This window comes from uncultured Microscilla sp. (assembly GCF_947493425.1).
GTDB lineage: Bacteria > Bacteroidota > Bacteroidia > Cytophagales > Microscillaceae > Microscilla.
Genome location: NZ_CANLRP010000224.1, coordinates 1 through 11,636, shown reverse-complemented (window position 1 = coordinate 11,636; position 11,636 = coordinate 1). Strand labels below are relative to the sequence as shown.

Here is an 11,636-nt window from a genome sequence, read left to right as displayed (position 1 = left end):
TTGGTCTTTGGTTTGAATATATATTAATCAAAGATATTTAATAAGCTTTGTGGTTAGGAAAGAAAAACGAGATTCTGCTAGGGTCTCGTTTTTTACATTTAGGGGCTTTGAGTAATTTTGTATCACTTGTCAGCGCAAACAACTTATATACAATGAACACCTACCTCGATAACCGTCTGGTCATTTACCGCAACTACTTTGATATAAAATACTGCCAACAAACATTCGATGAGTTGCTCAAAGAAATTAAGTGGTTACAAAAAAGCCACAACAATGAAGGGAAAATCGTGGATTTGCCTCGCCTGACGGCTAATTATGGCGAGAAATCTTATGACTATTCAGGGCTGGTATTTACCCCTGAGCCTTGGACAGATTTTTTACTGGAATTAAAAACAGTCGCAGAAAGCTTAGCCTCAGCACAGTTCAATGCATTAGTGCTGCAATATTACCGCGATGGCAACGATCGGGTAAACTGGCACTCAGACGATGATTCTTGTGTAGGAACCAACCCAGTCATTGTTTCTATGTCGTTTGGCGAATCGCGGGACTTTTGGGTACGGCATAAAACCAACCATGATGACCGCCATAAATTCACCTTACACAGTGGAGATATTGTGATTATGCAGGGCAACATGCAACATATATATGTACACAAGGTACCTATCGAAAAAGACAAAACAGAAGCTCGTCTAAACCTCACGTTCAGGAAAGTAGTTACTTAGTCTATTACCACCTTTTGGTAACTCTGGCTTGGTCTTAGTTCTTTTACTAAACGACCATCTGTGTTTTTCAAACGCCATAAATGTTTGGTATAGGTAGCCTGTTTTACCTCCTGTCCTGCCCTTATTTTAAAGTAAAATATTTCTTTACCATGAAAGTCTACCCAATAACCATATAGCAACTCATTACTTTTATTTTTTAACAACAAAGTAGCTCGTTTACTGCTTTGTTTCGATTTTTTACTTGAAATATTGATGTGGATACTCAGGTTTTTGCCTTGCCATATTTTTGTCAGCAAAGCATAAGCTTTCGGATCATGGAGCTTGAGGTCTTTCTTAGTAAAAGGATAATAGTCATTTTTGCCAAAAAAAGCCTCAGTGAGTTCGGCAAAATATTCAAGATGATTGTTGGCTCCATAAGCCCTGGCTTTGGTTATTTTGCTGTCATTGCCTGCATTATAGCCTACACTTTCATAGAGTTTCAATTTCATTGCCTTATCATACGCCTGCTTAATCTCCCTGTGCCCATCACCAAGCACTTGGTCGTGATAAGCATGTGCCAGTTCGTGCAAGATCATTTCAGGTTGATTTTGTTTGCTCCAGTTAACAAAGTTTTGAATGCTTGAAATGTGTACTGCTTTAGCCATTTCAGGAATATATCCATTGTTCATTAACCACTGTTTACTGATATGGTATTGTGCTGCCTTTTTGGCATTGGCGTTCCAATCCATAAAAACACGTACAGTTTTCAGATGCTTTTCAGCAGACATTTTTAAGGGCAATTTACTGATAATTAACAACTTATGCTTTAATAAACTGACAGCTTGTCCGGTAGTGTGGGGGTGTTGAGTCAAAGCTGTTTTTTGAACATACACCTGAAAACCACTGAGGTTATATATTTTATAATCGCTTAGGCTTTGGGCTTTTTGAGCAAATACACTGCTAAGATAGGCACAATATAGGATCAACAACAAAAGAAAGGTTCTCATAATTTTAGGGGTTTGTTAAAGTAGGTAATCTAAATATAGCAATCAATAACTGTCGTACAATTACCTGTTCCAAACACTGACTGCCTAAACAACAACGTTGATAAGTAACTACAACTTTTACATCAGCACTAGATATACAATAGTCCACAGCATTTAGTCCATAGTCCATAGTGGATTCGAGTAAATGTTTACCCTATTAATCCTTATAAATCAATAGCTTACATTAAATTTGTGTACTTGCTTTATTTTTCAAAGGGTTTCTGTTTTACGCCTAAACACGTAATTAAATAGTTTTTAAACTCATAACCGTTTGATAATCAGCAACCAACTTTGACTAAAATCACTGCGGAGTATTGGATATACACACCATTTGGGTCATTATTGCCAAAAAGAGTAAAAACTTTTTTATTACTGGTGACATTTGCCTGAGTTGTACGTCTTATGTTATAAAATAGCTTTGGTTACTTAGGCAACCAAACCAATATTTATTTACCCAAAAACACTTATGCATCAAATTCACGTATTGCATATAGTTCTATCGAGATTACAATATTCAGATGACGGCTTTACTTAGCTCTCATCTGTCTGGTATTCAAGATAGAACATAATGAAAAAAAAATCTATAGAGGGAGTAATTGCTGCCCTGTTCAATGATCAAAAGTTATACAAGGCGTTGCTTGCCAAAGCACAACAAGTATTGCAAAACGACGCCGAAAGTATAGATGTGGTAAATGATGCCTACATCAAGTTATTTGAGGAACTTAACCAAGGCAAAGAGGTGGCTAACATGCCTGGCTTTCTCTGGGGCACCTGTTACCGCAAAGCAGTAGATGTTTTGCGTAAAAGACAACACAGTCTTCAGTATGTGGCTCATTGCAAAGCTACCTTTAGCAGCAGTCAGATTTGCCGCCAAATGAAACGTTTCGAGCAAGTGGGCGAATGGAACCACTGGCTTAGTCAGTTGCACCTCACCAAGGATGAGCTTACCCTGTTTGGGTATATACAGCAAGAGTATACCAACCAGGAAATAGCACAGGTATTGAACATCCCACCCGACGAAATCAGAAAAAAGAAGTTTTCGCTTAAGCGTAAATTTCAAAAGCTGGTCAAGCGGACATCTTAACATTTTTTACTCAAGCCGAATGTTTGTCAATAAACATTCGGCTTTTTTGCATGAAAGGCAGTTTTATTTCAATTTTGATCTTTCAAATCATTGAGACTTTTAAATCAAATAATTGTTATGATCAAGCAAGTATATAAAATGCTTTCATTGGCAGTGCTATTAAGCCTAAGTGTTACAACCTGGGCAACGCCTACCAAGGTAGTGGTTCGCGCCAAAGCCAAAGACGCAAAGTTTATTGGTTCATCGGTAGGTGGTGCAATGGTTATTATAAGAGATGCCGCCACAAACGAAATTTTGACCAAAGGCATCACCAAAGGCAGCACTGGCAATACCAACCTCATTATGCGCAAAGCCCACGAACGTTATCAATCTATTGTTGATGACCGCACTGCCAAGTTTGAGGCAACTATAGACATCAAAGCCCCCACTTTTATCACTATACAAGTGATGGCTCCTTATAATAAAAAACAGGCCACAGTAACTGCCCAAACACAAGTTTGGCTTATTCCGGGCAAAGACATTGCCGGGGAAGGCATTATCGTAGAGGTTCCGGGGTTTATTATAGACATACTGGCACCTCAAACCCACGCGTTTACTTCTTTGGGCAAAACCAAGAATCAAATCAATATTATTGCCAACGTAGTGATGATGTGTGGCTGTACCATTTCGAAAGGAGGCTTGTGGGATGGTGACAAAATGGAAGCTAAGGCGTTGATTAAACGTAATGGAGAAAGCTATAAAACGGTAGAGCTAAAGCTAGGCAAACAAGTCAATACATTTGAAGGGGTATTGAAAACGACTGATACAGGTTTGTACGAAATAATAGTGTATGTGTATGATGCCCGCACTGGCAACACTGGAGTAGACAAAGTAAATGTGGTGATTGGGAAGTAAGTAAAACGTAAAAAATAAAGTACTCCAAAAGGACAAAATATTTGGTGGGAGGACGAGCGAAAAAATCTTTGCATAGCTAAAGCTATGGAACTATTTTTTTGAGAAGTACCCCTGCCAGAGATGCCGTTCTATGGATTAGGTTATTTTTGTAGTTTTACTAAGCTTTTCAAGTATTTTTCAAAAAACTCAGCAATCCCTGTTCATGAAGTATTGCTGAGTTTTTGGTTTTAAGGTGTTCCCAAAGCTCTTTGCTTTTGCAATGCTTCAGCGTACCAATCAAACTCGTTTAAGAAGCGGGTAATGCGCTTGAGGTACGCTTCGTCCTGAAGCTTTCCCTCGCTGTTAAATACCTGACCTATTTTAGAAAAATACATAATAGAAGGAATACTGGGCATTCCCAGCTCTCCTGTCAGGTTGCGTAAATGCATGGCTACTCTGGCTCCGCCAAACGCCCCTGGCGAATAGGTGACCAACCCACTTGGCTTGTAGAAATACTCTTTTTGAAAATGATCCAGCATATTCTTAAGGGCAGGAGGCACACTATGGTTGTATTCACCACTTACCACCAAAAAGCCATCGGCTTTGGTAAGTATTTGGGCTATTTTCTCCATATTTTCAGGTGCTTCGCCTGCGGGATATTCTTTGTACATTTTGTCGAGTAATGGCAAAGGTAATTCAAGCGGATCTATAAGAGTAGCAGTGTGCCCACGAGCCTCGACCTGCTGGGCTACAAATTGAGCTACATGAATGCCTTTGCGACTCTGGCGTACTGAGCCATACAATAGAGCAATGTTTAACGACATAGTTTGAGATTGTTAATTTGTTGTAAAAGTGAATCAAGTTAAAAAATATGTTGTAGGCTAACTTTATTGTTGATACCCATAAAACAACTATCGTCTATCGCCTGAATGCTATGGGCTAAGTAGCAGTAAGCAATTAGCTATAAGCTACAAGTAAAGATAACTCTCTCATAATATGATAGTTATACTTGCATATTAGGTATATTTAATTTTGTCTTGGTACATATTGCTTTATTTTAGCTTTATATACCCCCACTTGCGGCCTTTACGTACCAATGCTATTCCGTCAGAAAAATCATAAGCTTCCTGAAACTGAGGCTTAATCACAAATTCGCCTTTTTTATTGATGTACCCCCATTGATCATTTTTTTCAACAGGTGCCAAACCTTCTGCAAAAACCAATGCCTCGTCAAAACTGGGCTTAATCACATATTTACCTTTTTTGTTGATGTACCCCCACTTACCTTCGTCTTCTACCCTTGCCAAGCCTTCTGAAAAATCATCTGCTTTAGCAAAAACAGGTTTAATTACAAACTCCCCCTTTTGGTTGATAAACCCATAGCTGTAGTTGTATTCTACACAAGCAAGTCCTTCAACAAAATCATCGGCAACACTGAACTTAGGCGCAATCACTATTTTTCCTTTTTTGTTAATATACCCCCATTTACCTTGCTGTTTGATGGGTGCCAGCCCTGCCGAAAAAGCCCAGGCTTCGTCAAACTGTGGCTTAATCACCATCTTTCCGGTTTTGTTGATATATCCCCATTTTTTGTCTTGGCGAATAGCCGCCAACCCCTCCGAAAAATCTCCGGCAATGATATACTGTGCTGCAATCACAAAATCGCCTTTTCGGTTAATGTAGCCTTGCTTATTGCTTTTTTGTACTCTTGCCAAGCCATTGGGGGCAAAATTCCAAACCATTTCAAACTGAGGCTCAATGACCATTTTGCCTGCCCTGTTGATATAGCCATAGCGGTTATTTTGGGCTACAAACGCCATTTTTTGAGAAAAAGCTCCAGCACGTTTGTACTGCGGGGAAATTACCCACTCAAAAGATTGTTGTGCAGTTGCCCAATGATGCGTCATTAGGCAAAAAATTAATGTCATAATTGTTCTCATAGTTCTTTTATTTATCAGAGTAATGATTTTGCTTAACCTTTCTCTGCAAGGGTGTAGCTTTTTGTTATAATTCCTCTCTTCTAACATACAAAAAAAGCCCTTGTTACTACAATAATTTTATAACTTTAAAAGTCACACGAATGCTAATTGTACTATTTTATCTTACAATCTTTTCAAGTTACATCCCAAGATGTTCCCCACCTGGTGACGCCTTCTTTGATTAATACAATAAAACTTTTCCATTCATCCCAAATATTGATACTTTTGTGCAATTATTTTTTTGGTCTACTTCTAAATTTGACTTTTTAATTCAAAATGATATCTGTATCAAATCTATCCCTTCGATTCGGGAAACGAACCCTTTTTGAGGAAGTTAATATAAAATTCACCCCTGGAAACTGCTACGGCGTAATTGGAGCCAACGGCGCTGGAAAATCTACTTTTTTAAAAATACTATCAGGTGATGTAGACCCTACCACTGGTCATGTAGAAATCACCCCTGGTGAGCGCATGGCAGTGCTTAAACAAGACCACTTTGAGTTTGACGAGTATCCCGTGTTAGAAACTGTTATTATGGGGCACGACAAACTCTACAGCATCATGAAAGAAAAAGATGCTATTTATGCCAAACCTGACTTTAGCGAGGAGGACGGCATGCGTGCTTCGGAACTGGAAGCTGAATTTGCCGAAATGGATGGTTGGAATGCTGAAAGCGACGCAGCTGGTTTGTTGAGCGGCTTAGGGGTAACCGAAGACTTGCACACCAAAACAATGGGCGAACTAAACGGTGGCGATAAAGTAAAAGTATTGTTGGCGCAATCGCTGTTTGGCAACCCTGACATCCTGATTTTGGATGAACCTACTAACGACTTGGATGTACACACCATTAAATGGTTGGAGGACTTCCTTATCAACTTTAAAAATACAGTAATTGTAGTATCTCACGACCGCCACTTTTTAGATACTGTATGTACCCACATTGCAGATATTGACTATAGCAAGCTTAACTTGCATACTGGTAACTATAGTTTTTGGTATCAATCAAGTCAGTTAGCAGCCCGTCAGCAATCTGACCGTAACAAAAAGAACGAAGAAAAACGTAAAGAACTTCAAACGTTTATCGAGCGATTTAGTGCCAATGTAGCAAAGTCAAAGCAAGCTACAGCAAGAAAGAAAATGCTTGAAAAGCTTTCGGTAGATGATATCAAGCCATCGAGCCGCCGTTACCCAGGCATTGTGTTCAAACCCGAACGTGAAGCTGGTGACCAAATACTAATGGTTGAAAACCTAAAGAAAAGTATAGAAGGTAAAACATTATTTTCCGGGGTTAGTTTTATGCTGCACAAGGGCGATAAAGTAGCTTTTGTGTCTAAAGATAGCCTTGCGGTGAGCACCTTTTTTGAAACCTTGATGGGCGAATTGGAGCCCGAAGAGGGAACTTATAAATGGGGACAAACCATTACTGCGGCTTATTTGCCTAATGATAACACCAAATACTTTGAAGGAGTACAAGATAACCTGATAGATTGGTTGCGTCAGTTTACCAAAACCGAAGAAGAGCGCGAAGAAACTTATGTACGTACATTTTTAGGACGTATGCTTTTTACAGGTGAAGAAACACTGAAGAGTGCATCGGTACTTTCGGGAGGTGAGAAGGTAAGGTGTATGGTATCTAAAATGATGCTTCAGCAACCTAATTTGCTAGTACTAGACGAGCCTACCAACCACTTAGACCTGGAATCAATTACGGCTTTTAACAATGCATTGATCGACTACCAGGGCAATGTGATGTTTGCTTCGCATGACCACGAGTTTATGCAAACAGTGGCCAACCGTATCATTGAGCTTACTCCTAACGGAATGATTGACCGCATGATGTCTTATGACGAATACCTTGAGCGGGAGGATATTCAGAAGGTACGAGAAGAAATGTACAGTTAGGCAATGCTCCCCCATATTGGGTAGTTTTTATAGCAAAAAGCGAAGGGGTACCCAAGTGTACCGTTTCGCTTTTTTGCTTTGATTATGGTAAGGGAGCAAACAAGAAATAACTTACCCATTTTGTAGCTGCTCTTTTGCCCCGATGCTTTGTTACTTTTTGCCGCCGTAGCTCTGCTATGTGCCGCGTCTCAGAATAAAATAGCTAACAAAGAAAAGGTATCCTATTTTTTAATTGCTCCCTAATTAAAGCATTCAAAATCAAAGCTGTTCAAACAATTGGGCAAATTTATTGGTATAAAATTAGTATGATGAATTAGCGTATTTTACATTCTTATACTTTCGTAATAAAGCTTCTCATGCAAGCCATTATATTTACAGGCATACAAGCTACCGGAAAAAGTACTTTTTACAAACAACAGTTTTTTGACAGCCACGTACACATTAGTCTTGACCTACTGCGTACCCGCCACCGTGAAAAAGTATTTTTAGACGCTTGTTTAAATACCCAACAACCTTTTGTCATAGACAATACCAATCCTACAAGGCAAAACCGACAACAGTATATAATGCTGGCAAAGGCAAGAAGTTATGAAATTATTGGCTATTATTTTGAGTCTAAAATAAAAGACGCCATCACACGCAATAATTTGCGTTCTGGCAAGGCACTCATTCCCGAAAAAGGAATCAAGGGTACCTATAACCGCCTAGAGGTGCCATCGTTAGACGAAGGTTTCGACCAATTATTTTATGTACGCCTCAACCACAATGATTGCTTTGACATAAGCCCCTGGAAGATATAAAACCCAGGTCAAATTTTATAGATTTAACCCCCTCAGAAAATGACAGACTCCATCCATAGTAAACTAGACATTATAGAACATATCACTCAAGCTTTTGATCAAGTATCAGGCTTTATGTATAACCTCACCTCAGCTCAGTTTATGCAAGGTCCAGCAGACCAATGGTCAGTCGGACAACACCTTCACCACCTTGTGCTGTCTACCTTACCTATCAATGATCTACTATTGGGCAATATCGAACATCTCAAGGTTTTTGGTACCCCTGAACGTGCCTCCTGGAACTACAAACAACTAGTAAAGCAGTATCAGACCTTCCTCACACAAGGGGCTAAAGCAAAAAAAGGGTTTGTTCCGGCCAAGCTTACCCCACATGATAAACAAGAAGTGATTGAAGCTTTTGTGCAAGCAAAAGAAGCGCTTATATTGGCAATAGAGCAATGGGATGATGATCAACTGGACAACTACTGTATTCCTCATCCGCTGTTAGGCAAGTTATCAGTCAGAGAAATGCTTTTTTTTACAATTTATCACACCCGCCATCACTTGCGAGGAATCAAGCGATTGTTACGAAATATACTAAACTAAATATAGCAAAATGAAATTTGATGAACTGGATGCCAGAATGCGGGTTTTCGAAAGCGCCAACGATTTTCTGGTACTGCCCAATGTGTATATGGTTGCCCGGCTCGATGGCAGAGGATTTACCAAGCTTACCAAGCAAAACCTGTCGCTCGAAACACCTTTTGATGTGCGATTTAAAGACTACATGATGGCTACTACGACTCACCTGATGACGTGTGGGTTTAAGTTTGTATACGGCTACACCGAAAGCGATGAAATATCTTTGCTGTTTGACCTGGAAGAAAATATTTTTGGACGCAAAACCCGCAAGCTGGTGTCGTTGCTGGCAGCCGAAGCCAGCGCCAAGTTTGCTCTATTGATTAACCAGGTGGCCAGTTTTGACTGTAGAATATCGCAACTGCCCCGCAAACAAGATGTAGTAGATTATTTTCGCTGGCGCAATGAAGATGCTTTTCGGAATTCACTGAATGCACATTGCTACTGGATGCTCAGAAAACAAGGAATTTCGGCTAAAAAAGCCAACGATAAAGTAACAGGGCTATCAGTAGCTCAAAAAAACGAGCTACTTTTTCAGGCAGGTATCAACTTTAATGATTTACCTTTGTGGCAAAAAAGAGGGGTAGGCTTTTACTGGACAACTATAGACAAAGAAGGTGTTAACCCTCGAACCAATGAGAAGGTAACGACACAACGCAAAACACTGGTAACCAATGATGCCTTGCCTATGAAAGATGCCTACAGTAATTTTCTTACCAACTTGCTGTAATTTAGAAAGTTTGCTTTATTATAATTAAAAACTCCCTGACAAAACCAGGTCTGTCAGGGAGTTTTTGCGGTGGATAATAAAGCACCTCAAGTTTAAATTTTCTTTTTAGATTCTGCTTCTATTGTTTCCACTTTCCCATCTTCATATTTTGATGGACACTTCATCAGTATTTTGCTTGCTACAAACTCATTACCTTGCGCTTTGCCTACCACTACTACTTGTTCGGCTCGCTCAAAATCATTGGGTTTGGGGCTATGATAAGTTACTTTTACCGCATTACCTTTGTTGTCTACCAATATAAATTTAAACAAGTTAGGGTCTATATGTGGGCGATATTCCATTCCGGTATATTTCCCATTACTGTCTTTTTTAAGCTTGCCTACTACATGGACTTTTTGGCTGTTCCCGTTTTCGGCTTTGGCAAACGCCTCGTCAAAGCTTACATATTGGCTGGCATCTCCTGCCGCTACTATGATCATCGAAATGGCGATGGCTATTACTACAATACCAATAATGTGTGATGTTTTCATGCTGTATAAATTTTATTCTGAAAAAGCTACCTTGTTAACCACGTACTTCCTTTTCAAGTTTTTTTATTTTTCTATCCAAATTAATCAAGTATAAAAATACTCCAGTTAGTACTATACCCAGCACCAATACTACTACATATATTTTCCCATTTTGCCTCAGTACATCTGCCATAGGAGCATCAAAGGGGCGTTTTGCCTTAGGAGTTTGGGCATACAAGTTTATAAATGAAAGTGATATAAACGCAATGACAAATGTTAGTTTTTTTAATATTTTCTGCATAATTATCATTTTTAAAATCCTGCTATTTCCTTTTCATACTCTTTGTCTATCATTGTTTGGGTTATTTTGCGTAACCTTACTCTAAGAGTAATGATCCACCAGCCTAACAATGACCAACCTATAATGGCAGGATAAAACACCACCCGCATAGCTGAGTTTACATCGTTTTGCACATTAAAAGTAGAATTTTCGGCACTACCAGGGTGCAATGATGCCACCAAACGAGGCAAAATATATAACAGTGGAATAAGGGCTGCAAAAGCAAAAATATTGTAAACTGCTGATATTCGGGCTTTTTGCTGCTCGTCTACCAGCGAACCTCTCAGTACAAAATACGCCAGGTAAATCAAGATACCTATAGCCGCCATATTTTGTTTAGGGTCACCACTCCAATAGCCACCGTCGGCTATATACCAGGTAAACCTAGCCCAAATCATTCCAGTGACCAGTCCCAACACACCAAATATAATCCCGGTGTTGGCGGCTTCTACTGAATAATGGTCATACACAGGATTGTTGGTTTTGAGGTAACGAATGGCGTTATATACTGACACAGTAAAGATAATGAGCATACTGAACCACATAGTGACATGAAAGTACAGGTTCCTTATGGTTTCGTTGAGTATGTCTTTACGGGGAACATCAAATAGAAAACCTCCTACAAGTGTGTAAAATAACAACACTACGCATAGAAGTTTCCACCAGGCGAATTTCTTCATATATAAGTTATCTAATAATCATCGTCATAATACGTGGGCAAAGTTAATGATAAATATTTTCTTCTTAATAAAAACTTGAAGGATGTATGCAGGCATTTCTTACATGCCTTATTCAAAAATGGTGAATAACCTCCACCACCTCATTAAGCCTTATTTTTATTCTCAAAATAAACTTAAAAATCAATTTATGAGAATACATATATATTCAATTAAGAAAATCAATAAAATAGTAACTAAAAAATACCCATTAATGGGTATTGTGCAGCCTTGCCTCAAACCGTAAATTTGTAATATAAATCCTTCTGTATAAAATCTAGTGATGACAATTTAAATGACCATTATGAGGCTAAATATGTACTCATTATCTACAAAAC

General features: G+C 39.0%; 13 protein-coding genes. 7 read left to right on the top strand and 6 right to left on the bottom strand.

From position 1 onward, the window contains the following. The first annotated feature begins 152 nt into the window (after nt 1-152). Entirely contained in the window at nt 153-722 is a 570-nt protein-coding gene (locus tag Q0954_RS30405; protein ID WP_299464516.1) for an alpha-ketoglutarate-dependent dioxygenase AlkB, read from the top strand. Here the strand turns inward: Q0954_RS30405 and Q0954_RS30400 are convergent. After that, nucleotides 719-1,708 carry a zinc-dependent peptidase gene (locus Q0954_RS30400; protein WP_299464513.1) on the bottom strand — a complete coding sequence of 330 codons (990 nt, stop codon included), beginning with the start codon at nt 1,706-1,708 and terminating at the stop codon, nt 719-721. The two genes, Q0954_RS30405 and Q0954_RS30400, sit on opposite strands and share 4 nt — an antisense overlap. Before the next feature lie 607 nt (nt 1,709-2,315). Here Q0954_RS30400 and Q0954_RS30395 point away from each other — a divergent pair. Together Q0954_RS30395 and Q0954_RS30390 are read left to right on the top strand one after the other, a co-directional pair. Continuing rightward, on the top strand, nt 2,316-2,831 hold the full coding sequence (locus tag Q0954_RS30395; RefSeq protein ID WP_299464510.1) for a sigma-70 family RNA polymerase sigma factor: 516 nt from the start codon (nt 2,316-2,318) through the stop codon (nt 2,829-2,831). A 117-nt stretch (nt 2,832-2,948) separates the two neighbouring features. Continuing rightward, nucleotides 2,949-3,725: a hypothetical protein gene (locus Q0954_RS30390; protein WP_299464507.1), complete on the top strand. Its 777-nt coding sequence runs from the start codon at nt 2,949-2,951 to the stop codon at nt 3,723-3,725. A 227-nt stretch (nt 3,726-3,952) separates the two neighbouring features. On the opposite strand, the gene Q0954_RS30385 is transcribed toward Q0954_RS30390, so the two are convergent. Beyond that, complete coding sequence (locus Q0954_RS30385) at nt 3,953-4,528, bottom strand: NADPH-dependent FMN reductase (RefSeq protein WP_299464504.1); 576 nt, start codon at nt 4,526-4,528, stop codon at nt 3,953-3,955. Between the two features lie 228 nt (nt 4,529-4,756). Beyond that, nucleotides 4,757-5,632: a WG repeat-containing protein gene (locus Q0954_RS30380; RefSeq protein WP_299464501.1), complete on the bottom strand. Its 876-nt coding sequence runs from the start codon at nt 5,630-5,632 to the stop codon at nt 4,757-4,759. 327 nt (nt 5,633-5,959) lie between these two features. Here Q0954_RS30380 and Q0954_RS30375 point away from each other — a divergent pair, with 327 nt between their 5' ends. The 4 genes from Q0954_RS30375 (at nt 5,960) to Q0954_RS30360 (ending at nt 9,733) form a co-directional block, all read left to right on the top strand. Next, the gene (locus tag Q0954_RS30375) at nt 5,960-7,585 is read left to right on the top strand and encodes an ABC-F family ATP-binding cassette domain-containing protein (protein ID WP_299464498.1); all 1,626 of its coding nucleotides are present in this window, start codon (nt 5,960-5,962) and stop codon (nt 7,583-7,585) included. A gap of 356 nt (nt 7,586-7,941) precedes the next feature. Beyond that, on the top strand, nt 7,942-8,385 hold the full coding sequence (locus tag Q0954_RS30370) for an ATP-binding protein (protein ID WP_299464495.1): 444 nt from the start codon (nt 7,942-7,944) through the stop codon (nt 8,383-8,385). 39 nt (nt 8,386-8,424) lie between these two features. After that, entirely contained in the window at nt 8,425-8,970 is a 546-nt protein-coding gene (locus tag Q0954_RS30365; RefSeq protein ID WP_299464493.1) for a DinB family protein, read from the top strand. 10 nt (nt 8,971-8,980) lie between these two features. Beyond that, entirely contained in the window at nt 8,981-9,733 is a 753-nt protein-coding gene (locus Q0954_RS30360) for a tRNA(His) guanylyltransferase Thg1 family protein (RefSeq protein WP_299464490.1), read from the top strand. Between the two features lie 92 nt (nt 9,734-9,825). Here the strand turns inward: Q0954_RS30360 and Q0954_RS30355 are convergent, their stop codons facing one another. From Q0954_RS30355 to ccsA, 3 genes are read right to left on the bottom strand one after another with little or no spacing between them, the layout of a single operon-like run. Then, nucleotides 9,826-10,263, bottom strand: coding sequence for a cytochrome c maturation protein CcmE (locus Q0954_RS30355; protein WP_299464487.1), 438 nt, complete (start codon nt 10,261-10,263; stop codon nt 9,826-9,828). A gap of 34 nt (nt 10,264-10,297) precedes the next feature. Continuing rightward, nucleotides 10,298-10,543, bottom strand: a complete 246-nt coding sequence (locus Q0954_RS30350) for a CcmD family protein (protein WP_299464484.1) — start codon at nt 10,541-10,543, stop codon at nt 10,298-10,300. An 11-nt stretch (nt 10,544-10,554) separates the two neighbouring features. After that, nucleotides 10,555-11,262: a cytochrome c biogenesis protein CcsA gene (ccsA, locus tag Q0954_RS30345; protein ID WP_299464481.1), complete on the bottom strand. Its 708-nt coding sequence runs from the start codon at nt 11,260-11,262 to the stop codon at nt 10,555-10,557. Between the last annotated feature and the right edge of the window lie 374 nt (nt 11,263-11,636).